Annotated in this window: 19 protein-coding genes; 16 read left to right on the top strand and 3 right to left on the bottom strand. The window is 64.2% G+C overall.

Annotated features, from left to right (window positions below):
* Positions 1–1,166: 1,166 nt before the first annotated feature.
* Complete coding sequence (locus tag AC1DN0_RS17765; protein ID WP_477145879.1) at positions 1,167–2,261, top strand: replication protein RepA; 1,095 nt, start codon at positions 1,167–1,169, stop codon at positions 2,259–2,261.
* A gap of 301 nt (positions 2,262–2,562) precedes the next feature.
* On the opposite strand, the gene AC1DN0_RS17760 is transcribed toward AC1DN0_RS17765, so the two are convergent.
* Positions 2,563–2,766: a cold-shock protein gene (locus tag AC1DN0_RS17760; RefSeq protein ID WP_006159056.1), complete on the bottom strand. Its 204-nt coding sequence runs from the start codon at positions 2,764–2,766 to the stop codon at positions 2,563–2,565.
* Between the two features lie 365 nt (positions 2,767–3,131).
* Here AC1DN0_RS17760 and AC1DN0_RS17755 point away from each other — a divergent pair, with 365 nt between their 5' ends.
* Together AC1DN0_RS17755 and AC1DN0_RS17750 are read left to right on the top strand one after the other, a co-directional pair.
* On the top strand, positions 3,132–3,791 hold the full coding sequence (locus AC1DN0_RS17755; RefSeq protein WP_035875292.1) for an AAA family ATPase: 660 nt from the start codon (positions 3,132–3,134) through the stop codon (positions 3,789–3,791).
* A gap of 2 nt (positions 3,792–3,793) precedes the next feature.
* A complete protein-coding gene (locus AC1DN0_RS17750; protein ID WP_441626181.1) occupies positions 3,794–4,810 on the top strand; it encodes a ParB/RepB/Spo0J family partition protein in 1,017 nt (338 codons plus the stop codon).
* Positions 4,811–4,864: 54 nt separating this feature from the next.
* Here AC1DN0_RS17750 and AC1DN0_RS17745 read toward each other — a convergent pair whose 3' ends face one another.
* Complete coding sequence (locus tag AC1DN0_RS17745) at positions 4,865–6,511, bottom strand: phage integrase family protein (RefSeq protein ID WP_441626179.1); 1,647 nt, start codon at positions 6,509–6,511, stop codon at positions 4,865–4,867.
* Between the two features lie 507 nt (positions 6,512–7,018).
* Here AC1DN0_RS17745 and AC1DN0_RS17740 point away from each other — a divergent pair.
* From AC1DN0_RS17740 to AC1DN0_RS17690, 11 genes are all read left to right on the top strand, one after another.
* On the top strand, positions 7,019–7,876 hold the full coding sequence (locus tag AC1DN0_RS17740; protein ID WP_441626177.1) for a response regulator transcription factor: 858 nt from the start codon (positions 7,019–7,021) through the stop codon (positions 7,874–7,876).
* A 197-nt stretch (positions 7,877–8,073) separates the two neighbouring features.
* Entirely contained in the window at positions 8,074–8,532 is a 459-nt protein-coding gene (locus AC1DN0_RS17735; protein WP_441626175.1) for a DNA-binding response regulator, read from the top strand.
* 100 nt (positions 8,533–8,632) lie between these two features.
* Positions 8,633–8,944: a hypothetical protein gene (locus AC1DN0_RS17730; RefSeq protein ID WP_441626173.1), complete on the top strand. Its 312-nt coding sequence runs from the start codon at positions 8,633–8,635 to the stop codon at positions 8,942–8,944.
* Positions 8,945–9,588: 644 nt separating this feature from the next.
* Positions 9,589–10,260: a phosphatase PAP2 family protein gene (locus tag AC1DN0_RS17725; protein ID WP_441626171.1), complete on the top strand. Its 672-nt coding sequence runs from the start codon at positions 9,589–9,591 to the stop codon at positions 10,258–10,260.
* Between the two features lie 106 nt (positions 10,261–10,366).
* Positions 10,367–11,770 carry an undecaprenyl-phosphate glucose phosphotransferase gene (locus tag AC1DN0_RS17720; RefSeq protein WP_441626169.1) on the top strand — a complete coding sequence of 468 codons (1,404 nt, stop codon included), beginning with the start codon at positions 10,367–10,369 and terminating at the stop codon, positions 11,768–11,770.
* A gap of 104 nt (positions 11,771–11,874) precedes the next feature.
* A complete protein-coding gene (locus AC1DN0_RS17715; protein WP_441626167.1) occupies positions 11,875–12,123 on the top strand; it encodes an acyl carrier protein in 249 nt (82 codons plus the stop codon).
* Between the two features lie 38 nt (positions 12,124–12,161).
* Positions 12,162–13,316: an acyl-CoA dehydrogenase family protein gene (locus tag AC1DN0_RS17710; protein ID WP_441626254.1), complete on the top strand. Its 1,155-nt coding sequence runs from the start codon at positions 12,162–12,164 to the stop codon at positions 13,314–13,316.
* A 10-nt stretch (positions 13,317–13,326) separates the two neighbouring features.
* Positions 13,327–14,304: an amino acid--[acyl-carrier-protein] ligase gene (locus AC1DN0_RS17705; RefSeq protein WP_441626165.1), complete on the top strand. Its 978-nt coding sequence runs from the start codon at positions 13,327–13,329 to the stop codon at positions 14,302–14,304.
* The gene (locus AC1DN0_RS17700; RefSeq protein ID WP_276288172.1) at positions 14,304–15,287 is read left to right on the top strand and encodes a DUF1839 family protein; all 984 of its coding nucleotides are present in this window, start codon (positions 14,304–14,306) and stop codon (positions 15,285–15,287) included. The genes AC1DN0_RS17705 and AC1DN0_RS17700 overlap by 1 nt, the downstream gene beginning before the upstream one ends.
* On the top strand, positions 15,284–17,833 hold the full coding sequence (locus tag AC1DN0_RS17695; RefSeq protein ID WP_441626162.1) for a glycoside hydrolase family 2 protein: 2,550 nt from the start codon (positions 15,284–15,286) through the stop codon (positions 17,831–17,833). The genes AC1DN0_RS17700 and AC1DN0_RS17695 overlap by 4 nt, the downstream gene beginning before the upstream one ends.
* A gap of 310 nt (positions 17,834–18,143) precedes the next feature.
* Entirely contained in the window at positions 18,144–18,866 is a 723-nt protein-coding gene (locus AC1DN0_RS17690) for a Crp/Fnr family transcriptional regulator (RefSeq protein ID WP_276288170.1), read from the top strand.
* 46 nt (positions 18,867–18,912) lie between these two features.
* Here the strand turns inward: AC1DN0_RS17690 and AC1DN0_RS17685 are convergent, their stop codons facing one another.
* A complete protein-coding gene (locus AC1DN0_RS17685) occupies positions 18,913–19,989 on the bottom strand; it encodes a DUF1839 family protein (protein WP_441626160.1) in 1,077 nt (358 codons plus the stop codon).
* Between the two features lie 470 nt (positions 19,990–20,459).
* Between AC1DN0_RS17685 and AC1DN0_RS17680 the strand changes: the two genes are divergently transcribed.
* Positions 20,460–21,926 (top strand): mannose-1-phosphate guanylyltransferase/mannose-6-phosphate isomerase, encoded by a 1,467-nt coding sequence (locus AC1DN0_RS17680; RefSeq protein WP_441626252.1) that lies wholly within the window; start codon positions 20,460–20,462, stop codon positions 21,924–21,926.
* Between the two features lie 85 nt (positions 21,927–22,011).
* Positions 22,012–23,887 (top strand): GNVR domain-containing protein (locus AC1DN0_RS17675; RefSeq protein ID WP_477145882.1); only part of this gene is annotated, 1,876 nt, incomplete at its 3' end.

Here is a 23,887-nt window from a genome sequence, read left to right as displayed (position 1 = left end):
AACGGGTACGGAGCGCGGCTTTCGGGCACCGTGACGCAGTTGCCCCCCTCGCGCAGAGCCCCCGCGTCACCTGGCGCCACGCCAATTCCTTGCCGCGGCGAGGAAATCCGTGCTCCCCCGCAGAAATGGGTACACCCCAGACGCGACGACGGTGTTCCTTCCGTCGCAGAAATGGGTACGCGCCCGTCAAGTCATCGCGCGCCGCCGGGGCACGCCACCATCCCCTCACCACCAACAGCACGCAGAAACGGGTACGCCACCGGAAAGCCTTTAATTTATTTATGATCCTTGAGTGCAAGTACTCGCTTTCAGTAAGAAGCTTGTGTATAATGGAAAGGAGAACCAGCTTGCGGGAAATAGTGGCAACGGATATACGCAGAAACGGGTACGCGGTGAGCGGAAACCTGGCTTGTTGGGCCCGCAGAAACGGGTACGCCAAGCACTGTGAAGCAACGGAATCCACGATTCGCAGAATTGGGTACGCCGCAGAAATGGGTACGTTTTGAGTGCGCCAGGGCGCCGAACCTCGGATTTCAAATAGCTCCACGCAGAATTGGGTACGGAAATGGAACGGCAAGCACCCTTGTTACGCAGAATTGGGTACGGGCGCGATGAAAAAGGGCTGTGGCGGGATGGGCGGCGTACCCGTTTCTGCGGGGATAACTAGTCCGCAAACCGGATCCCAACGGCATACGTGACGAAAAGCGCCCTTGATGCGCAGAAACGGGTACGCTTTTGGCTCGGGTGGCTGTGGAAAAGCCTGTGGGAACAGCGACTTATCCCCGCAGAAACCGGTTCGGGCTTTGCGCTGAAACGGGTTCGGTATACCGCAGAATCAGGTACAGCACTTCGCAGAATCGAGTACGGTTTCACGCAGAATCGGGTTCGGCGAGGCCATATTTCCGCTTAAGAATCAGAGCCTTGGGGGCTCCGTATACGGTTTACAAGTAGTTAACCCATACTCTTATCGTTTACCGGTAGCTGATGGGTTGCCGTCCGTGGACAACCCTCCGGGGTTGCCCACCGCCGGCAACCATGCGACCAGTCTGGAGACCCCCCCACCCCAAAACACGCGGCATTGCAGGAAATTCGTCTACTGAACCCGTTTCTGCGTGACAAGGCTGTTGGCTTCGCGTAAAAAGTCGGGTATTCCGAAGCACGCCAATATGCCGATCAAACGCAACCAGACCATCCTTGGGTCTCGCGGTCCCGCCGATGTGGACAGTGAGCCCTCCCGCATCATCGTTCCCGGCGACGAGAACAGTCTGGTTCCGTCCGAAAAATTCCAGCGGCTCTTTGACGAAGCCCAGGCCATGGAGCGTGAAGACGCCTGGCAAAGCGGCGAAGTCGGCTTTCTGAGCCGGGCCAGTGTGCAAGTCACCTTGCCTTATCGGGCGCCAAAGGGTGCTCCCCCTGTGTGGACGCGGACCAGCGGGAATATTTCGCTGATGATCCAGCCTGGCTATTTCACTCAGCAGCGTTCAGAAAAAGCGAGCAATGGTCGCCAGAAACTGGTATCCGAGACGGTGTCGCTCGGGTATCCCTACGGCTCCTATCCGCGYYTTATGCTTGCCTGGATCGGCAAGGAAATCATGGCCAAGAAAAAGCGAGGCGAGTTTACGGGAACCGTAGAGGACCGTCGCATCTCGCTTGGCAACTCCTTGTCCGAGTTCATGTATAACCTGGGCATTCCGATGGCCACAGGAGGTAAACGCGGCACCATGACCCTGGTGCGGCAACAGATGATCCGTCTGTTCTCCGCCACAATTGCGATCGTCCAGAACAAGTCAACGCCCAGCCAGAACCAAAACCAGAGCCACGAACCCCTTTCGATTGACCGTGTTGGCTACCTGCTGGCAGACCAGCTGTCGACGTGGTGGGATCCCATGCAGCCTGGCCAGGGGTCCATGTTCGAGAGTTTCGTGGTCTTGTCGGAGCCGTTTTTCAATGAACTGGTTAATCGGCCAGTTCCGGTGGATATGCGTGCGTTGAAAGCACTCAAGCAATCCCCGTTCGCGCTCGATGTTTACTCCTGGCTAACCTACCGCTTTTTCACGATCCAGCGCCGCACTGAGATCCCCTGGGAAGCCTTGCAGATGCAATTCGGCACGGAAACCGAGAGCGAGCGCAAATTCCGCGCACTGTTCCGCAAGGCGCTTAAGGATGTGCTGGTCGTCTATCCAGGCGCCAAGGTGGACGCCGATTCCTCCAAGGCGCTGATCCTGCAGCCTTCCCGGACGAGCGTTCGCAAGCTGGCCTGATCCTGGCCACACGTGGTGCGGAACCCGCGGGCTGATCCAGCCCGCGGGTTTTTTGTTACTGGAGGATATTGTGCCTGCGGACGAAGGGAGCGTCGTGTGGCTGTCCGCGGGTCTTGCCTGGCGGGCACTTCCGATGGGGGAGCCGTCGCGGAGACGGTGCCTAGGAACAGGCGGTCGGGGAGGCGTGGCCTTCCGGCTGTGTAAACACAAAAGGCAAGCGAAAACGCTTGCCTTTTGCTTTGCTGACCACGCATGGCCCGGGAGCCTCGCGTGATCGGCGATTTCGGCGTGATTCGTGAGATCAGGCCGGCTTGATGGCGGATGCCTGCAAGCCCTTCGGGCCCTGCTTTACTTCAAACGTGACGCGCTGACCATCCTTGAGCGTCTTGAAGCCCGAACCCTGGATTTCGGAGAAGTGCGCGAACAGATCCGCACCGCCGTCGTCCGGGGTAATGAAGCCAAAGCCCTTGGTCTCATTGAACCATTTGACCGTACCGGTTGCCATGTGAATTTCCTTTCGAAGCAAGTTCTTGTACACAACGCTAACAACGCTAACAACCGTTCAAGCACGCTAAGTTCTCGTAGTTACCGAACGGACGCCGACGAGGTGACACGACTTGACTCGACTGTAGCGGGCATCATAACCAGTTTGTCTAGTTGTGTCATGTGCGCCGAAAGACGCACTATCGATACTTTAGGCGTATTTCATGCCGCATTTCAAGTGGAAATCTTTCATTTCCATAAAGCGAAATGTTTCCACTAATTTTATATTTTAAATATAAATTCAAAAAACAGTTGAGCCAGCACGTCACTTTGACTAAAGTTGCGGCTAGAGTTAATCGCGCTTTCAGCGCTGAAAGAGAGGTCTTAGTGCCAGCAAAAATCATCACGGTCTTTAACCAGAAGGGCGGGTGCGGAAAGACCACGGTCAGCATGCATCTCGCGGGTACGCTCGGTTTGCGCGGCGCACGCTCGATGCTGGTAGACATGGACGAGCAGGGCACCGCGACGCGTTGGGCCGCGCAGGCGAGCGACGAGCGACCCTTTCCAGCGTCGGTAATCGGCCTGGCCCCGTCTGGGGGTGCCATGCATCGCGAGGTCAGGAAGTTTGTGCAGGACTACGATTACATCGTGGTGGACTGCCCCCCAGCCGTGCATTCGGCGGCTCCCTCAAGCGCCCTGTTGATCTCCGATCTGGCGATCATTCCCGTCGTTCCGTCTCCTCCCGATCTCTGGGCTGCCGTGGCGGCCAAGACGCTGGCCCAGCATGCGCAGGTCCAGAACGAGACGCTCCGCATCCGCGTGATGGCAAACATGGTCCAGCGGCGCGTTTCCATTGCACGCCAGGCGATTGAAATATTGGGCGACGATTCGGAGGTGCCCCTGATGCATTCCATGATCGGCTCACGTTCGGCTTTCCGCGAATGCCAGGCGATCGGGTGCACGGTGCATGGTGTGGCGGGCGCGCGCGAGTCCGTGCAGGAAGTCGACATGATGGTCGACGAAGTCTTGTCTTTGATTGAGCAATAGGTATGGCAACAAAATTGAAAAGCCTCAAGGCAGGCATGCTGGCCGGAATGGCGGCCGAAAAGACGCGGGGCGACGCGCTCGACCGCTTTGCCCGTGCCGAAGCGGCAATTTCGCAGCATCCCAATGGTCTGTTGCAAGCGCGCAGCCGCGAGCCGAATCCCATTTTCAGCGCTGAAAGTGAGATGGAGGACGAGGGGGACGGGCGGATCCTGATGAAGGTTCCTCTGGCGCAACTGCACGACAATCCGTTCAATGCGCGCCGCATCTATGATCCGGTGGTGGTCCAGGAGCGGGCCGCTTCCATAGCCACGCATGGTCAGAAGACGCCGGGCCTGGCTACGCCGGATCCGGCGCGTCCAGGGCACTACATCCTGATCGATGGCCATTACCGCAAGCGCGCGCTGGCATCGGCGGGAAAGCTCGAGATGGAATGTTTCGTCGAGAGCAACCTGAGCGATCTCGATTTCTATCGCTTGTCCTTCCTGCTCAATGAACAGCGTTCCGACCAGTCGGCGCTGGACAATGCAATCGCTTGGCGGCAACTCCTCGACGAAGGCAAGGTCCAGAAGGAGGAAGATATCTGCGAGCTGACTGGCATGTCCGCCGGGACCGTCAACAAGACCCTGGCGCTGTTAAGGCTCCCGGATTCTGTGTTGGGTGTCATGCGCGAGCGGCCCAGTGCAATCGGCATTGCGACCGGTTACGAACTGACTCTATATTGCAAGATCGTGGGAGAGGACCGTACCCGCGACCTCGCTGCCCGGATCATGGCGGAAGGCTTGTCCAGCCGCGAGGTCGAGGCCATTCGCAAGCATGCACAGGAAGGAAAAGCGCGCAAGATCAAGGAAATCAGTCGCCAATATAAGATCCGGAGCGATGGTGGCCTATTGCTGGGAACGATCAAGGAGTGGGATTCCGGCCGCGTGATGCTGGACGTCCAGGTGGGCGATCGCGGCGCCCGCGAAGCCCTGGTTGAGGCACTCAAGGCACGCTTCGGCCTGGACAAGCCTGCGGGCTGATGGCTGGGCGGCAGCATAGGGGACGGTCGCCGCGGCACGTTCGTCCACGAGGCGTCATCCGATGGCCGGTGTCCCCGACGCGATGATACCGGCCGCGGCCCCTGCATCGGGCCCGCGCGCGCCGGCCCGTGCCATGCGGGTTCGCCGCCCCGCAAGATCACGCGGAGAGCGCGCCGCGAATCCCGCATCTTCCTCTTCGCGATAGCGTTCGATCGCCTGGCTCAACAGCGCGTGCAGGCCCCGCACCGAGTAACCGGCACCTGGCGACACGTCGGCTTTGCGCCTGGCTCGCCCGGTGGGTGGCAGCCGGGGAGGTCCGATCAGCACGATCGGTTGGCCAGCCTGACCGTGCCAGTCCAGTCCGCGGTCTTGCCAGTGACGCTCCAGCGCGATGCGTGCCGGAGCGCTGAGTGCTTCATCTCCACAGCCGGGTTCGCCGGCCATGCCGAGCTTGTCGCGCGTGAATGTCGTCAGGTCGGCAAAACCAATATGTTGCTCCTGGAGCAAGCGAACCGCGGCCTCGGCTGCACGGTACCGCAGCCCCTCGGCGTCCCGCCCCCGAGCAGCCAGCCACTCCAGAAACCGGGAAAGGGAATCGAGCGAGAGCGGGCTGCCCACGCCGGCAGGCACCGCGGCACGTTGCGCGTTGGCCCGTGTCTCGGGCTGCCAGACATGGTCCGCAAGATACCCCTGAATCTGCAGCCACTCAAATAGCGCACCAAGGATGCGCGACGCGTGAAGCACGCTGCTTTCCGACAGCGGACCGGTGAACGGACGCCAGGCTGCCGATTCCCTGGGAGCGCGCGGTCCGACCCATAGCCGGACGGGGCCGGGATTGCGCAGGAACCCAAAGTACTCCAAACGATCCTGGCCGTCCAACGCGGCCAGCGGCTTACGCCGGTCCATTGCGGACCAGAGCAGCAGCCTCTCGGCTTCCTTGCGATAGGCCAACCAGGTACTCCGTTGCGCGCGATTGGCTGCAAGCCACCCGTGGACGGCCGCAAGATCGCTACTAAAAGAGCCTGTTACATCACTATTATGTTGGGTTATCTGCGCTGTCGCGGACCCCTCCTCGCGCATGAGTTCGAACGGCACAAGCTGGCGCAGGCGGGGCCCCAGCGCGGCCTCCGTCAAGCGGCCCTGGGCGCCAAAATGCTCGCGCAACAGTGGCTCGCCTCGCTCGTCCCTGACGACATCGCGATGATCGGCCAGCCAGCGGTTGATGACCGTCCCGGCGAGCGCCCCGATACGCGGAACCGAGCGCCACCACGCACTGCCGTGGCGATTGGCGAGTTCGACCAAAATGTGCAGATTGGATATCTTTTGGGCGCGTAAACGTCGCGCCAGGGCGGGAGCAAACCATAGCTCGATGCCATGATCCGCACGCGGCCGTGCGGTGCCGAGCCGCTCCAGTTCGGCCAGGGCTTCCACGCGCCGGTCCATGCCCCGGTTGGAGCGGCCGGGGCCGAGCTCGAGCAACTCGGCCAGATCCTGCCTGTTATGCAGGTGCGCCAGTTGTACCATGCGGTCACGCAGGCCGAGCAGCAAGCGCAGTGCGGACTCGCCACCGGCGTCGTCATCGCCGTCGTCGGACAGGTAGCGCCCGGCAACCATCGCGGCCGGCATACCCTGCACGTAGGCGCGGACGGCCGCAAATTCGCTACGGGTGAGACTCAGATTGGGGGCCTTACCGGGCTGCATGACAACGCCCAAACGGGCAGCTAAGATATTGATTCATAAGGCACTTAAGCGATCGCTAAATGCATCCGGGTAGAAATGCATAGTGAAATTTAATGCCGATAATTATAGCGCCGAATCCGTGCGGCCATCCCCGAATCGCGCCTGCCACAGGTTTCGACGTCGCGCGGTTCGGTAGCGTACATGGCGCGGTTGGCATCGCGCGACACCCTTTGACGGGTGTAACCCTCTCTTGCATTCACCCCCACCTGTGCATATCCTGATACCCAGAGTCAGAGTTCTTTAACTCTGACTTAAGAAACATCTAAAGCGTAAAAAACGCAAACGGGGCGATTCGAAACGACTCCACGGGATGGTCAGTCGGGCAGCGGAACCTGGACGGGTGCGCTGCCATGGCCTGGAGACGGGACGGATCGTATGGGACTGCAACCGCAACATAGCGGTCAGTTCCGTTAGCATGTGCGGGTTGTCGCGGGGCTCGCCATGCCGAAACAATAAAAGAGAGCGGCCATGGCCACAATCCTCTTGATCGAGCCACATCCTCTGCTGCGCCTGGGTCTGCGCCATCTGTTAACTCAAGCTGGACTCCACGGCGATCTGGTCGACATCGATCCGACTTCCTTGCCCCATCCTGCCGAATGGCTCTGCCATGCCGATTTGTTGGTCTATGGTTTGCCGCCGGACCAGGATGCAGGCTGGCAGTCGTTGGGAGACATCTGCCAGACCTTGATGCCCAGGCGGATACTGGTGTTGTCGGACCAGATCCCATCCCACTCGATCAGCGCTCGGATGCCAGACAATGTGCGGGGCGTGTTGTCCAAGGGCTGCAGCGCCGAGATGCTCGACGCGGCGATCCGCCTTGTTCTGGCCGATGGCGAGTGTTTCCCCGCGCGCGCGCAGGCGGCGCATGGCACCGATGGCGTCTCGGCGTGGCCGACCGACAATGCGCGCCACGCCCCAACGGCGCTGCATGTGCGGGCCGGGCCCGGCCAGGCGGATAGCGAGGCCGCAACCGCAGCCCAACATCCGTCGCGCCGCGCATCCGATGTGGCACCGGAGCCTGAAACGCCATCAGTGGGCTCGCATCTGCTCAACATTACAGAACGCCAGTACGAGGTGCTGGCACTGCTGGCACGCGGCTATCCGATCAAGACAGTCAGCCGCTTGCTGAACATTTCCGTGGCCACGGCCAAGACCCATGCGTGCACCCTGTATCAACGCCTGCACGTACGCAACAAGGGCGAGGCGGTCTACGTGGCGTTGCAGCGCGGCGCGAAACTGAGCTGGCCGGGCCCGGCTGCCGCCGCGCCGATTCGCGGCGCCGCCCAACTGGTTGATTTCGCCGCTGTTTGCCAGGCGGCCGCCTGAGCAGCGCGGCGCCTGCTCCCCGCCTGGCCGGCGGGGGCATGGCAACCCGCAAGCGCTTCAATCGTTGGCATGAGCCGCCTCATCCAAACGCACGAGGCGGCGCTTTGTTGTAGTTGCTACGCTTTTGACAAGTGCCGCATGCGATAGGCGATCCCTGTGCTTGCCGGCCGGATGTCCACCCGCGTCCACCCGAGTCGATGACAACGCTCCTGCTCGCCCACAATATGATGCTGCGCCGCGGACTGCTGCGCCACCTTCGCGAAATCTCATCACTCACGCCGGTATTGACACAGACTCCCGAATGGCTACTGGATGCGCCAGCGGCGGAAATGCCTTCGGCTCCAGTGGATTTCGCGCTGCTGGATTGCAGCGGCACGGACGCCGACCCGCAGGTTCTTGTCGACACCCTCTGCGCGCGCCTGGCGCCAAGGCGCTGGCTGATCCTGTGCGAGGCGCCTGGCTCCGGGGTGGCAAGCTATGCCGCCCGCCTTGGCGCGAGCGGGTGCCTGACCGTGCCGGCCACGCCCGAGCAGGCGCGCGCGGCGGTGGAGCTGGTCCGCGCCGGCGGCCAGTGTTTTCCCCGCAGAGCCTTCTCCATGACACCCGCGCCGGCTCCTTCCCCCATTGGTTCAGGTGGATCTACGGCAAGGGGATGAGGGCGGGCGGCAGCGTTGGCAACTATGCTGAAGGCGCGCGGGTAGCGAAGCCGGGAATATCAAATTCAATACGGCCGCCGCGCGTTGCAGAGGGGGTCATATGGACGCGGGAGTGGACATCCTGGTTGTGCGCGGCTTCGCCGTGCCCGAAGGCCGGGGCAAGTGGGCATGCTGCTACGAAATCAGATTGACGACCGGACGCGATGGGCCACTGCTCTATCGCGGCGAACTGCATGGCCGGCGCTATAGCTGCGAGGCGGCAGCCATCGCCGCGGCGACCTTCGCCGGCGAGCAGGAAGCGCGCCGGCAGGTGGCAACCGTCAGGGCTGGACTGATTGCCCGCCATGAGTATTGCGTGGTGGTAGCGAGCGAGCAGGCATGCGATGGCCGCAATGACGTGGCCACGGGCTAGCGGCGGCGCTAACCAGCCAGGCAAGGCGCTACGATCGGCGAGCATCGTGACGTCGCAAGGCGACAAGGCAAAGGGGGGCGAAAAGCGCGTGTTCGGGGGACCGGAGCGATCCGGTGCGTATGCCAATCCGGATGCGCACACGCGCATTTCGGTTGCAGCGCGTGCTGCGCCGGATCTTGATGGCCACGGTAACAGCCGCGTAGCGCAAGTGGCGGACCGTGGCCTATTTGTTTTGTTCTGGCGCGGGACTGGCGGCCCGCCTGCGTCGGCGTTGATCGGTATCGGCACGCTTGCCGTGGAACCGCGAGCAAAAAAAGAGCCCGCCGACCGGGGGACCATGCGGGCTCTAAAGTGGCCGGCACGATTCCGCTCGGCGGGCCACTCTTCAGACGATAGTCAAACAGCGGTGCCACGCCTATCGACCAGAAGCCGCATCCGCCACGCAGCGCACCGCGTGTCGGCCGCGGCGCCCGCGATGTCCGCCAACCCAATGGGCGCAACGGACCAGCCGCTTTACTTGTCCGGCACATCTGCGACTTGTCATGCTTTTGGCTGGGTGGAGATGCTGCCGCCGGCCGATGGCGGGGACTGGAAAATGGCTCAACTGTGTTACTTTTCTCGCGTACTCGATCCTCGGCGCAATCATGCTTAACTGGCAATTCATCACTCGCTTCGGCGAGACCTCCCTGCTGCTGCCGGGCGCGATACTGATCACCGCCTGGCTCTTCCACACCCGCGCTATCGCCAGCGCGTGGCGGTGGTTCCTGAGCTTCGGCGTGGCAGCCGCGATGGTGCTGGTCTCCAAGCTGGCGTTCATGGGCTGGGGCATCGGCAGCGCCGCGCTCGATTTCACTGGTTTCTCGGGGCATAGCATGATGGCCGCATCGGTACTGCCGGCACTGCTCTATCTGCTGGTCCCGAACGCGTGGCAACGCCTTGCGCTTGGCGCCGGCTGCATGGGCATGCTGCTCGCGTTGCTGGTCGGCTTTTCGCGACTGGAACTGGACGCGCACTCCAGCTCCGAAGTCCTGAGCGGACTCATCCTTGGCTTTGGCGTGAGCCTGCCCTTTATCCTGAGCTCGGCACGGCCGGTACGCTCGGCCCCGGTCGTGGCGGCAAGCCTGGTGCTTTTGCTGCTGCTGGCAGTACCCGTCACGGGCGTCGCCGCGCCTACGCATCACTGGCTGGAGGTGCTCGCGACGCGGCTGGCCGGGCGTGACAAGCCCTTCCAGCGCGGACAATGGAGCTCCTGGGCATTGCAGAGCGGGCACGAGCAGGTGTTGACGCACCTCGCACCGGTGCCGCTGATGCGCTGACGCTGGCCGGGGCCGGCGTCTGTGTGCGTAAGCAAACAGACGTGGCGCCCTTGCGGCGCAATCATGGTCTCCATCACTGCTTGGGTATGCCAGGTGGAGGCCAATCATGTCGACAGTCCGAGCCTTTGTAGCCGAGCGGCAAGCCGCCCTGCAAATCCTGTACCGCATCGCCGATGCAGTCATCATCGCTGCCTGCGGCGTGGCGGTCGGTGCCTTGCTCTTCCCCTACGGCATCCGCGGTGCCTCACCGGTGCACGGCTTCCTCATCGCCTTGTGCGCGGTGGGCGCATTGCTGGTGTTTCCCGCCTGCGGCCTTTACAGTTCCTGGCGCGGCCGCAGCCTGGCTGCGCTGGCGCTGCGCACGGTGGCAGCATGGTGCGCGGTCTGTCTCCTGGGCCTGGTCACAGTCTTCCTGATGCACCAGGTTGCCGCGCTCTCCCGGCTGTGGTCCATGACCTGGCTGCTCGGCGTCGCCGCCGCGCTGGTGGCGTCGCGCCTGGTGCTGTACAGCATGCTGGGCAGCGTGCGTGAACAAGGCCTCAATGCCAAGCGCGTGGTTATCCTCGGCTATGGGACCCTTGGGAATGAGTTGTACCAGCGCGTGCAGCGCATCCGCGGCGCGGGCTACGATGTGGTCGGCATCTACGATGAGCGCGAGAAGCCGATCCCGGTGGGCGTAGCGCGGCTCGAGTCGCTGGAGCATGTCTGTGCCTTTGTGCGCAGCAATGGCGTGCGCGAAATCTGGCTGACGTTGCCGATGGCGGCCTGCCGCGACCTCTATGACGTGGTGTTCCAGTTCCGCAATGACATGGTCGACGTGCGCTGGGTGCCCGATATCATGTCGGTGGAACTGCTCGGCCACCGATTCAGCGACTTCCTCGGCATGCCGGTGATCGACCTGAACAGTCCGCCTGTGTCCGGTATCACCGGGCTGTTGAAGGCGAGCTTCGACCGGGTCTTCGCGCTGTGCGTGGTGCTTGGCCTGTCGCCGGTGCTGCTGACCATCGCACTCCTGGTCAAGTTGTCTTCTCCGGGCCCTGTGCTGTTCCGCCAGAGAAGGCTCGGTATGGACGGCTCTCCGTTCAATGTCTACAAATTCCGTACCATGGTGGTGCACCAGGAGGCCGGTGTGACACAGGCCACGCGCGACGACGTGCGCGTGACGCGCATCGGTGCCTTCCTGCGCCGCACAAGCCTGGACGAGTTGCCGCAATTCCTCAACGTGCTGCGGGGCGAGATGTCGGTGGTCGGTCCGCGTCCCCATGCGATGGAACACAATGAGTTCTACAAGGAGCTGATCGACCGCTACATGCTCCGGCACCGCGTCAAGCCTGGCATCACCGGCTGGGCGCAGATCAATGGCCTGCGCGGCCAGACCGACACCGTCGAGAAGATGCGCAAGCGCGTCGAGTTCGACATCTACTACATCCGCAACTGGTCGTTCCAGCTGGACATCTCCATCATCCTGCGAACCGCAGTGCACGGATGGACCGGCAAAAGCGCGTTCTGAGTTCGTGCGATCCCCCCGCTCGCCGCGCTATTGGTGGGGGAACGCACGCCCCGCCAAGGCGATTCCATGTTCAATGGCTCCCGTCTCAATCGCTGGAGATCAGCATGAAAGCAACGATCCGTCACATCCTTGGCGAGGTAGCGAGACTCACGGTTCCGGCAGACCGGCTGGACGATGGCACAGATCTCTACGAGGTAGGCCTGTCGTCCCTGGCGACCGTGCATGTGATGCTTGCCATCGAGAACGCTTTCGATATCGAGATTCCGGACCGAATGCTGACGCGGCAATTGTTCCGTAGCATTGATTCCCTAGCCACCGCGGTGCAGCAGATCAAGCAGCAGGAGGCAGCGTGAGCCCGCCGCTGGCCAGGGTGGAGCTGGCGCAGCCTGGCATGGATCCGGCGTCCGGCGAGGCGCTGATTGCTGCCGCTCATGTCGTGGCCGAGGTGGCGGCGGAGCACGGGGACCAGGTAGATCGCGAGGCAAGGTTTCCCCACGAGGCCCTTGCCGCCATGCGTGATCAGCGACTGCTTGGCGCCATGGTGCCAACCGCATACGACGGTGCGGGAGCATCGCTCGATACCATCGCGGCCATCTGCCAGATCCTCGGCGCCGCCTGCTCGTCCACCGGCATGATCTACGCCATGCACCAGATCCAGGTGGCATGCGTGGCCGGGCACGGCGCGGGTAGTCCGTGGCATGAAAGCCTGCTTGCCCGCATCGCGGCCGAGCAGCTTCTGCTGGCCTCCGCCACCTCGGAGGAAGCCATCGGCGGCGCATTGCGAAACAGCGGCTGCGCGGTCGACGCCGACGGCGACCAATTCCACCTGTTGAAGATCGCGCCCACCATCTCATACGGTGCGTACGCGGATGGCATCCTCGTGACCGCGCGGCGGCACGCCGATGCTTCGCCGTCGGACCAGGTGCTGGTGTGCGTGCTGCACGGCGACTACACGCTTCAGTGCCTTAATACCTGGGATACGCTGGGTATGCGCGGCACCTGCAGCAACGGCTTCCGGCTTGAAGCGGCCGGGCAGGTTGCCCAGGTATTGCCCGTTGCGTTTGGCGAGATCGCCGACGTCACCATGACGCCGGTCTCGCATATCCTCTGGAGCGCACTTTGGCTTGGCATCGCAGGCGACGCGGTCCAACGCGCAAAAAATCTCTTCCGGGGGCAGGCAAGGGCGCGACCGGGTTCGCTGCCGCCCTCGGCGTCCCATGTCGCGGAGGCGGTGGGCCAGTTGCAGATGATCGAAGGGCGGCTCGGGCTAGCCCTTGCGCGTCAGCGCCAGCGTCACGTTGCCGCGTCGGTATCGGCTTCGTTCTCGCTCGCGGCTGAGATGAACGGCTTGAAGACTTCGGTTTCGGAGATGGCGCTGCAGGTGGTGCACCAGGCCATGCTGGTTTGCGGCATGGCCGGCTACAAACATGGCACGCCCTATAGTCTCGGCCGTCATCTGCGTGATCTGTGGTCCGCGCCCCTGATGATCAATAACGACCGTATCCTGGCCAACACCGCCAACCTGCTGCTGGCAGATCGTTCCTGAAAGAAACAAGATGGATTCCATTGCCCTTATCAGCGACACCCTGGCCACGAGCGGCGCCGACGAGCCACCGGCGGCCCGCACCGGACCGGCGACGTTTCTCGCGGCGCTGCTCGACGCAGGCCTCCTGATCCCAACCGGCGTGCAGGGCTTGTACGGTCGCAGCGAGACCTTCGAAGCCATCGCCGACGGCCTGAACGCGGCGATCACCGCGCTCGGCAGCGACCAGCACGCCGAGATCCTGCGATTTCCGCCCGCCATCGGAAAGGCTGACTTCGAGACCAGTGAATACATGAAGAGCTTTCCCCAGCTGGCGGGCACCGTCCATAGCTTCTGCGGCGACGACCGCGGCCACCGCCGCCTGCTTGCACGGCTGGAGGATGGCGACGCGTGGACCGACCAGCAGGCATTCTCCGGCGTGGTATTGACACCGGCAGCCTGCTATCCGGTCTACCCGGTGATGGCGCGCCGGGGACCGCTGCCGTGGCAGGGCAAGGTGGTCGATGTCCTGTCCTATTGCTATCGGCACGAGCCTTCGCTGGAGCCGACGCGCATGCAGTTGTTCCGACAGAGGGAATACGTGTGCCTGGGGCCGGCCGAGCGCATCGTGGCATTCCGTCAGCTATGGATGGAGCGCGGGCTGCAACTGGGCAAGGCGCTCGAGCTCCCGGTGAAAGTCGACGTGGCCAATGATCCGTTCTTCGGGCGCGGCGGCAAGATCGTGGCCGACAGCCAGCGCGAGCTCCGGCTCAAGTTCGAGTTGCTGATTCCCGTCAATGACGGGGCGCCGCCTACCGCCTGTATGAGCTTCAACTACCATATGGACCATTTCGGTGCTTTGTGGGGCATCCGGACAGACGACGGTGGCACCGCGCATACCGGTTGCGTGGGCTTTGGCATCGAGCGGCTCGGGCTTGCCCTGCTGCGTCACCATGGACTCGATCCGGCGCGCTGGCCGCGAGGCGTGCGCGAGCGGCTCTGGAGCGCGTAATGCATGGAACACCCAAGTTGGGGGGCCGCGGCGGTCTCGGTCTGCGCGGCGGGAACCCGGTGTGGTCGCACGCAAATTGCAATGTCGATCTGTGGATAGAGCTTCTGCATGGCTGGGAACTCGAGCCCATTGCCGCACTGGCATTTACCGTGAGCCAGGATTTCGAGGGCGATCAGTTCACGTTATTCAGTTTCCCGTTCGGTGATCTCGAGCGGCTCTATGGTGTCACCGTGCACGACTTGTCCGTGTACGACAACCTGGAGGGGCACATTGCCGCGCAGACATGCCGCGGCAACGTGGTACTGCTTGACGTCGACAGTTTCAACCTGCCGTATGCCGCCGCCGCTGGCTACCGGCGCCTGCATGCGCGTTCCTGCATCGGTGTGGACCTGCTGGTGCCGGAGGCCTCGACCGCCGGTTACTACCATGGCGACGGCTACCACACGGTCAGCGGCGAGGAGTACCAGGCCATCTTCCGGCTGCCGGCGGAACTGAAGGACAAGAATATCGCGCCGTATCCGCAAGCGAGAGTGGTGCGGCGCCGCTTTGCTCCCCAGACCGATGCCGCATTGGTGCGGATCTCGCTTGACATGCTGCGCCGCCACTTGGGACGGCGGCCGCGGGTCAATCCCATCAGCGCCTTTCGTACGGTTTTCCCCGCGCACCTGGACCAGATGATGGGGCGTGGGGAGCCGGGATTCCAGGCCTATGCGTCGAGCGTGTTGCGCCAGCTGGGCGCCAATTTCGAGCTKCTGGGTTGCTACCTTCGCTGGCTGGTGATGCATGGCCAGCCGCTGCCGGACACCATCGCCGAGGCTTGCTACACCATTGCCTCCGAGGCCATGGTGATGCAGTTCCGGCTGATGCGTGCCGTCATCAGCCGCAAGCCCGATCCCTGCCAGGATTGCTTCGATCAGCTCGAGATGTCCTACAAGGCGACGGTGCCGGCGTTGGCTGCCTACTTCGGCGAGGTTGGCGGGTGAGTGCGCGCGACTTCGCCCCCGATCGGCGCGGCTTGCCGGCATTGCCCGGCGTCGCGGTCAAAGGCGCGCCGTTGTCCGGGCAGTGGGTGTGGCTCGAAACCTCCGCTGGCGCCGCCGGGTGCCCGGCCGCCTTGCCGGAGGGCGCCGGCTGGCTGGCTGCGCCCGTGCCCGGCACCGTGGCGGGCGCCTTGCGTGCCGCCGGCCGATGGGATGATGCCGCGCCGCCACCGCTGCACCAGCGCGATCACTGGTACCGCGTGCACTTCACGGGCAGTGGCCGCCGCGTGCTGCGGTTCAGCGGCCTGGCCACGCTGGCCGAGGTGTGGCTGAACGGTGCGCTGGTGCTTACCACGCGCCATATGTTCGTGAGCCATCAGATCGAAGTCGAACTGGCGGGCGAGAATACACTGCACCTGTGCTTTCGCGCGATGTATCCGTGGCTGCGCACACAGCGCGGCGCGGTCCGCTGGAAGCCACGGATGATCGCGCCAGCGACCTTGCGCGCGGTGCGCACCACCCTGCTCGGCCATATGGCCGGCTGGTGCCCCCCGGTGCATGCCGTGGGGCCGTGGCGCCCGGTCGAACTGCTCGACCCGGCCGGCGACGATGCATCGCAAGGCATGCGCGCCGATCTCTCCAGCCGGATCGAGGGGCATGAGGGCGTGGTGTCCCTGCGGCTGCATTTTCCGGGAGAAGCGCCAGAGCATGGCAGTTTCAGTGCCGTCGATGGTGACGGTGAGCCGCTTTGCGCGGGCCTGTTGCGGCGCTTGGATGCCCACACGCTGGCTGGCACATTGCGCATCGCCCATGCCAGGCTGTGGTGGCCGCACACGCACGGCGAGCCCTATCTCTACCGCATAGTTGCCACGGTGCAGGGCGGCACGCTGGCATGCGGGCGCATCGGCTTTCGCACCATCGAGGCCGACCGCGGCGCTGCGCCGGGCGCCTTTGCCTTGCGCATCAACGGCGAGCGGCTTTTCTGCCGTGGCGCGTGCGTGTCGAGCCACGACCTGCACGGCCTGTCGGATGCGCAGGAGACGGTCGGACGCTGGCTGGCGCTGGCTCGAGGGGCCGGCATGAACATGGTGCGTGTGAGCGGCGTCACCTGCTATCCGGGCGAGAACTTTTATCGGCTCTGCGACGAACTTGGCCTGCTGGTGTGGCAGGACTTCATGTTCGCCAATTTCGACTATGGCGGCAGCGACGGCATGGCGGGATCCGCGCTGATGGACGACGCCGCGTGCGAGGTGACGGAGTGGCTGGTTTCCACGCGCGCGCATCCGAGCGTCGCGGTGTTGTGCGGTGGCAGCGAGACCGAGCAGCAAGCCGCCATGATGGGTGCGGCGCGCGCGGCCTGGCGCCAGCCGCTGTTCGAAGCGCTGATCCCCGGCCTGGTGGCCGCGCACAGGCCGGATGTCGTCTACGTGCGCAACTCACCTTGCGAAGGCGCATGGCCCTTCCAGCCCGATACCGGCGTCAGCCATTATTACGGCGTGGGCGCCTACCAGCGCCCCCTGGCGGATGCGCGTCTCGCCAATGTGCGTTTCGCCGCGGAATGCCTGGCGTTTGCCAACGTACCTTGCGAGCGCACCCTGGCCGAGCACGACCTTGGCCAGCCCTTGCACGATCCGCGCTGGAAGACACGCGTGCCGCGCGATGCCGGCGCGCCGTGGGATTTCGAGGACGTGCGCGACTTCTATCTGCGTACGCTGTATGACGTCGATCCACCCCGCCTGCGCTACGAACGGCCGGGGCGCTATCTGGCACTGTCACGCGCGGTGGTGGCCGAGATCATGACCGATGTCTTCAGCGAATGGCGGCGCGTGGGTTCCACCTGCGCGGGCGGGCTGGTCTGGCAGCTGCAGGATCTCCTGCCGGGGCCGGGCTGGGGGATCGTGGACGCATGCGCGCGTCCCAAATCGGCCTGGCATGCCTTGCGGCAGGTCTGGCAGCCGCTGCAGTTGCTGTTCACGGACGAGGGGCTCAACGGCTTGCACCTGCACCTGCTCAACGAATCGCCGGAGCCGCATCAGGTGCGTTTGTCGCTGCGCTGCTACCGCGACGGCGAGACGGTGGTGGCCGAAGCCACGCAGGACCTCGTGCTTGCCCCACGCGAGGCGCACCGCATCGAGGCCGCGTCGCTGATGGATGTGTTCTTCGATTTCACCTACGCCTATCGGTTTGGTCCGCCGGCGCACGACGTCGTCGTGGCCTCGCTTGTAGGGGCTGATGGTGCACTGCTGAGCCAGGTGGCCTACCTGCCGGATCGCAGGGCGAGCGCGCTCAAGCCGCCTGGCCTGAAAGTTGTAGTCGAATGCGTGGCGGGTGAATGGTGGCTCACAATCAGCACACAGCGCTTCGCGCGCTGGGTGCATATCGAAGATCATGTCTTTCAACCGGCACAAGACTGGTTTCATCTTGCCCCCGGCGAGAGCCGGCGTATCCGTCTTATGCATGACGGCGGCTCCCCCGCCCCGGGTGCGCTCATCCCTTCGGGCGAGATTCACGCCATCAACGCGGACCGGCCGGTCAGCTACAACGCATAGGACGCGCCGCTGATTCCCACTCCTGGCATGGCCTGCGCAGCCGCCGGGCCTCGCTTGCGCGCCCAAGCGGGCACGACCGCCGGTGTCCGCCCGTGTCATCTCCAACCTACCAAGGGATGATCTAGTACTAGCCGTCTGCCCAGTGTCACAACGGAGTTGCGTGGCGCTTAATACAGATACACCAGCTGGCGGAAAGTCAGCGGTTGTTTGCAACGGGTGGAACGGCATTGACAGTAGTGCCCAGTCATAAGGGCATCAGGATGTCTTGCTGGCACCAGCCGTGATCCTAGGGTCCAAGGGAGGTCCGAAAATGATCACGCATCGGTCAGATCTGCATGTCAATCATTTGCTCAGCGCGTTGCCGCGCCACGAGTGGGAGGTGTTGTGCCGGCACTTCGAACTGGTCAGGCTCCGCGCGGGGGAGTTGCTGACGGATTCGGGACAGCGCATCGTCCATGTCTACTTTCCCACCACGGCAGTGGTCTCCATGCTCTCGCTGCTCGAGGATGGTGCCACGGTCGAGTTCGCGGCCATCGGCAACGAGGGCCTGGTCGGCATCCCGGTCGTCACCGGCGGCGATACCATGCCCAGCCGCGTGGAAGTGCGCAGCCCGGGCTTCGCCTATCGCATCGCAGCCCGCGATCTGCGCAATGAGCTGATGCGCACACCGGTGCTGCAGCGCGTGACGCTGCTCTACGTGCAGGCGGTACTGACGCAGATCGCGCAGACCGCGGCCTGCAACCGCCATCACTCCCTCAACAAGCAATTGTGCCGCTGGCTCCTGCTGGCGATCGACCGGATGAGTTCCAACGAGCTTGTGATCACGCAGCAGGTGATTGCGAACATGCTCGGTGTCCGGCGCGAAGGCGTGACAGAGGCAGCCGGAAAGCTGGAGGACCTCGGACTCATCCACCACAGCCGTGGGCATATCACCGTGCTGGACCGTTGCGGGCTCGAGAAGCAATCCTGCGAATGCTACAAGCTCGTCAAACGCGAGTACGACCGGTTGCTGCCTGCCTTGGCGCACGCCTGAACAGAGCGGACCCCGGCGCACCGGGGCCGGCATGCCGACGCTGGCCTCAGGCGTGAAGGCGAGTCGCACAGCCGAACGCCGAGACCAGCCCGGCCATGGCGCGCTCATAGGACGCCTCGAGCGTTTCCAGGCAATCCGCGCAGTCGTCATGCCGCCGGCGCGCCACGGCCCGCGCCAGGCGGAATTGCAGCACCTTGCATTCGGTGGCAACGGCTCGGGCCGCAAGTGCCGCCGCTGCCGGGATCCTGTAATCGTGCTCGGCCAACCAGCCAAGATAATGATGAAGCAACTCGAAACCGGCACCGAGCTGCCGCGGCAGGTTGAAACTGTATTGGTGGAAGTAAGCATCTCCACGCGCCAGCAGGACTTCCATCTGCCCACCGAAAGCCGTGCGCCACTGGCTGACCGGATTGGCTGTGGGGCGCCGGGTCAGGTGGTGGCGCATCAGCGACACCGAAGCATTGACCAGCGCACGGGCGCGCAGCGGCGCTCTCGCCTGCCGGGCAAACTCGGCGTAGGGGAACAGTATGTTGCCGTTGCCGCTCAGTTCGGGCGTAAGCCGCATGGCGCCGCGGTAGTCCTCTCCGGCCAGCGTGTGATAGCCAAGGCCGTGGTAGTAGCCAAGCTCCTGCGCCGCCGGCGTGATGCGGTCGATTGCCACCGTGGTCTTGACGTGCTCGCGCCGATAGGCGGTCGCGCGTACGTCCGGCAGGTAGTAGCTGTCGAGTTCCACCAGCACGGTATGGCCGCGGCTGACCTGTGCGACGACGTGGGCCTCGAGCGTGTCATAGACCGGCATTTCCTGCACCACGGTGCCGTACAGCAACTCCAGATCCATCTGCGGATACTTGAAGAATGTGAAATGGTCCCCTTCGAAATCCTGCGTCACCGTGAATGGCAGCGCGGCGCGCGGATCGAGTCCCCGGCCATGCAACAGCTCGATCCACAGGTCCATATAGCAGTTGGTCTCCTGCCAGATCGCGTCCGCGCCATGCAGCACGTGCGGATGGCTTACGGTAGCGGCTGTACTGGTGGCAAGCTCCGCCGGGCGGGCGGCACGCGGCCTTGCCCGCGCCATATTGTCCGCGCCGCCGCCGCTTATGAGTACAGCGTCCCGTTTCATCTTCCGCCTCCTGCGTCTGTTGCCGCGCTGCCCGGTCCGTCGAAAACCGGTAGGCGCCTTTGCTGCCATTGCAACCGTATTGGCGCTTTCCATCCGTTCGTTGCCCAACAGAGGGCACGACAATGGCAGGGGCATTTGCGCGGGGACAGCCTGGCGGCTGGCGTGTGCGGCAGCGAACAGATACCCCCGCTCCCGCTCCCTACACTGGCTGTCAGTATGCGCCGGACCGTCCGGCCCAGGCGGGCCTCATGTCCGGAAGCGTTACCCCCGGCGCTGCGCGGCGCGAGTGCATGCGCGCCGGTGATCCCCCGGATGAAGAATGCACAGTCCGTGTTCCGCGCACGTGGCGAGTATCCGCAGCCTTTCCGGGCTGCGGCAGGCAAGGAGGCAAGATGAACGCAACGACTCGGGACGCGTACCAGCCGGACGGCGCGGCAATAGCAGTGTCCGCCGATGCAGGCGTGCAGTCCATGCCGATAACCGCGATCCAGCCAGTCATCCTGGCCGGCGGCGCCGGCACCAGGCTGTGGCCGCTGTCGCGCGAGCAGCATCCCAAGCAGTTGCTGAACCTGGTTGCCGATGACACGCTGCTGGAAGCCACCGCGCGCCGCTTCGACGGCCTGGCGGAACTGGCCGGCCGTGCGGCGGGCAAGGAAGTGGCGCCGATGGTGGTCTGCGGCGAGGACCACCGTTTCATGATCGCGGAGATGATGAAGCGAGCCGGCAAGCCCGCGCGGATCCTCTCCGAACCTTGCGGCCGCAATACGGCGCCCGCGCTGACGATGGCCGCGCTGCACGCGGCCGGCGGCCTGGGGGAGACCGAGGATGCCGTCCTGGTCGTGACCCCGGCAGACCACAGCGTGGCGGATCCGCAAGCATTTCGCCAGGCACTGGCGACGGCGATACAGCATGCCGACCGTGGCGCCATCGTGACGCTGGGCGTGCGCCCGCTTGCGCCGGAAACCGGCTACGGGTACATCCGCGCCGGCGTGAACGAGGATAGCGGGGCCTTCACGCTCGAGCGCTTCGTGGAGAAGCCCCATCTGGAACTGGCCGAGCACTACGTGGCGTCGGGCGACTACTGGTGGAACGCCGGCATTTTTGTCGTGCGGGCGTCGGTCTGGCTCAAGGCGCTCAGCCAGCTGCAGCCGGAAATGTACCTGCAGTGCCGTGCTGCATATGAGACCGGTGAACGCAGCGGCGACACGTTCCGCATTGGCAAGGAAGCCTTTGGCGACTGTATGTCGGATTCCATCGACTACGCGGTGATGGAGAAGCTGGAGGCCTTGCCCGGTGTGAGCGGCATGCTGGTGCCGCTGGACGCTGGCTGGTCCGACGTTGGCTCGTGGGCCGCGATCTGGGATATCGCTTCCAAGGACGCAGCGGGAAATGTGGGGCGGGGACGCGTGCTGTTCGATGGCGCTTCGTCTTGCCTGGCACATTCCGAGGGACGCCTGATCGCGTGCGTCGGGGTACAGGGCGTGGTGGTGGTGGAGACGGCGGATGCCGTGCTGGTCGTGGACAAGGCGCATGTGCAGGACGTCAAGAACGTGGTCCAGCGCATTCGCTCCGATCACGGATGCGAGGTGGTGAATCATCGCAAGGTCCAGCGCCCCTGGGGCTGCTACGACTCCATCGATCACGGCGAGCGTTTCCAGGTCAAGCGCATCGTCGTGGATCCGGGAGCCAGCCTCTCATTGCAGATGCATTACCACCGTGCCGAGCACTGGGTGGTGGTACGCGGTACCGCACGCGTGACTTGCGGCGACACGGTCAGCATCCTGTCCGAAAACCAGTCCACCTATATCCCGATCGGCACGCTGCACAGGCTGGAGAACCCGGGCAAGACACCGCTGGAAATCATCGAGGTCCAGTCGGGTGCCTATCTGGGCGAGGATGACATCGTCCGGTTCGAAGATAACTACGGGCGCGGTTAGCACTGCGGTATGGGAGCAGGCCTCGCTTGCCCGCTGCGCAGGCAAGGCGGGGACGAACCTAGCGGGGGAATTTGCTGTGAGCAAAATGTCATTTGCCGGCGTCGCGCCGGAGCGCATCGTGCCCGCGGGCGCGATGCTCGATCATATCGGCTGGATCCTTGCCGCTGGCCTGGCGGGTGCCGCGGTTGCGGCGCTGCTGGCGCTGTCGACACCGCGGCAGTTCCGCGCCGAGGCGCTGGTGCAGATTGGCGCCAGGGATGCCGCTACACAGGGGGTTGCGCGCGGTGCGAAGCCCGCCCCCTTCGATATCGGCTTGCTGAAGAGCCGGGCGATGGTCGGCCCGGTGGTGGAGAACCTGCATCTCGATATCTCCGCCGAGCCGTTACGGGCGCCGCTGCTGGGCAGCCTGGCGGCCCGCTTTGCGACACCGGGCAGGTTTGGCGCGCCCTGGCCGGCGAACCTTGGCTATGCATGGGGCGCGCAGCGGCTCGTGGTCGACAAGATGACCGTGCCGGAGCGCCTGTTCAACGAGCCGCTGATGTTCGAGGTCTTGCCGGAGCAACGCTTCGTGCTGCGCTCGGCGGATGCCGTTCTGCTTGAGGGCAAGGTCGACGAGCCTGCCACCGGCAACGGTGTGGAATTGCTGGTGACGCGCGTCGATGCGCTGCCCGGCACGCGCTTCACCATTACGCGGCACGACCTGGCGGCCATGGTCAGCACGATCGCCGGGGAGCTCAAGGTCAGCAGCGAGGAGGGCGAAGCCGGTACGGCGCGAATCACCTGGCAGAATCCCGACCCGAAACTGGCCGCGGCGCTGGTCAATGGTGTTGCCAATTCCTACATTTCGGGGCAGACCGCGCAGCGCAGCGACGACGCGGCCAGCACGCTGGCATTTCTCTCCAGCCAGCTGCCGCGCGTACAGGGCGAGCTTGAGCGCGCCGAAGCCGCGCTGACGCGTTACCGTTCGCGCTCCGGGTCGATGCAGCCCTCGCAGGACGCGCAGTCCTACCTCAATGGCAGCATCGACTACCAGAAGCAGATCGCCGCGCTGAAGATGGAACGTACCGGACTGCTGCAGCGCTTCACCACGGAATCCAACGAGGTACGCACCGTCGACAACAAGATTACCCAGATGATGCGTGAGCGCAAAGAGCTGGATGCGCGCATGCAGAATCTTTCGATGTCGGAGCGTGAGTCGGTGTCGCTCACGCGTGATGTCAAAGTGGCGGAGGACATGTACATGACCTTGCGCAACAAGGTCCAGGAACTGTCGCTGATTGTCTCGGACCACAGTAGTCAGGTCCGCGTCGTCGACAATGCGGTGGTGCCGATGTCGCCGGTGGGGCCCGGGCCCTGGCCGTTGACCGCCGGCGGTGGCCTGCTTGGCCTGTGCCTTGGCATTGCCTGCGTGAGCGTGCGCCAGCGCACGAAGCAGACCGTCGCCAGCGCCAACGAAGCGGAAGCGCTGCTCGGCATGCCCATGCTCGGGGACATTGCGTACAGCCGCGAGCAGCAAGAGCTGGAGCGTCTCATCGAGGCCAAGGTCCGCCTGGGTATTGCCGCTGGCTTCGCGGCGCCGGGCGCGGCTCGGCTGGAGGGGCCCGAGCCGGGGCAGGCACTGGAGGCGCTCGACGAATCCTATCCCGATTTCATCAAGCATTTGCTGCGCCAGGGTCTGCACGACCGCTATCTGCTGGCGCGAAGCGCCCCGCATTCCCTGGCCGTGGAGGGCCTGCGCAGCGTGCGCGCCGCGCTGCATTTCGGCTTGCGAAGCGCGGCCGATGGCGTGGTGGCCGTGACCAGCCCCGCACCGGGCGCGGGCAAGACCTTCGCCGCCATCAACCTGGCGGTGCTGTTTGCCGAAGCCGGCCAGCGTGTGCTGCTGATCGACGCCGACATGCGCCGGGGCAAGGTGGCGAGCTGGTTCGACCAGGGGGCTGAAGGCGGTCTGGCGGAGATAC

The organism is Cupriavidus sp. 05N39 (genome assembly GCF_056397325.1).
The sequence above is the reverse complement of the archived record's forward strand: the minus strand, read 5'-3'. Positions and strand labels throughout refer to the sequence as shown.

What these genes read in the sequence shown, in the direction of transcription:
- AC1DN0_RS17760 (WP_006159056.1), bottom strand. Translation starts at nt 2,766, where the DNA reads ATGGCAACCGGTACGGTCAAATGGTTCAATGAGACCAAGGGCTTTGGC.
- AC1DN0_RS17750 (WP_441626181.1), top strand. Translation starts at nt 3,794, where the DNA reads ATGGCAACAAAATTGAAAAGCCTCAAGGCAGGCATGCTGGCCGGAATG.
- AC1DN0_RS17745 (WP_441626179.1), bottom strand. Translation starts at nt 6,511, where the DNA reads ATGCAGCCCGGTAAGGCCCCCAATCTGAGTCTCACCCGTAGCGAATTT.
- AC1DN0_RS17740 (WP_441626177.1), top strand. Translation starts at nt 7,019, where the DNA reads ATGGCCACAATCCTCTTGATCGAGCCACATCCTCTGCTGCGCCTGGGT.
- AC1DN0_RS17735 (WP_441626175.1), top strand. Translation starts at nt 8,074, where the DNA reads ATGACAACGCTCCTGCTCGCCCACAATATGATGCTGCGCCGCGGACTG.
- AC1DN0_RS17730 (WP_441626173.1), top strand. Translation starts at nt 8,633, where the DNA reads ATGGACGCGGGAGTGGACATCCTGGTTGTGCGCGGCTTCGCCGTGCCC.
- AC1DN0_RS17725 (WP_441626171.1), top strand. Translation starts at nt 9,589, where the DNA reads ATGCTTAACTGGCAATTCATCACTCGCTTCGGCGAGACCTCCCTGCTG.
- AC1DN0_RS17720 (WP_441626169.1), top strand. Translation starts at nt 10,367, where the DNA reads ATGTCGACAGTCCGAGCCTTTGTAGCCGAGCGGCAAGCCGCCCTGCAA.
- AC1DN0_RS17715 (WP_441626167.1), top strand. Translation starts at nt 11,875, where the DNA reads ATGAAAGCAACGATCCGTCACATCCTTGGCGAGGTAGCGAGACTCACG.
- AC1DN0_RS17710 (WP_441626254.1), top strand. Translation starts at nt 12,162, where the DNA reads ATGGATCCGGCGTCCGGCGAGGCGCTGATTGCTGCCGCTCATGTCGTG.
- AC1DN0_RS17705 (WP_441626165.1), top strand. Translation starts at nt 13,327, where the DNA reads ATGGATTCCATTGCCCTTATCAGCGACACCCTGGCCACGAGCGGCGCC.
- AC1DN0_RS17690 (WP_276288170.1), top strand. Translation starts at nt 18,144, where the DNA reads ATGATCACGCATCGGTCAGATCTGCATGTCAATCATTTGCTCAGCGCG.
- AC1DN0_RS17685 (WP_441626160.1), bottom strand. Translation starts at nt 19,989, where the DNA reads ATGAAACGGGACGCTGTACTCATAAGCGGCGGCGGCGCGGACAATATG.
- AC1DN0_RS17680 (WP_441626252.1), top strand. Translation starts at nt 20,460, where the DNA reads ATGCCGATAACCGCGATCCAGCCAGTCATCCTGGCCGGCGGCGCCGGC.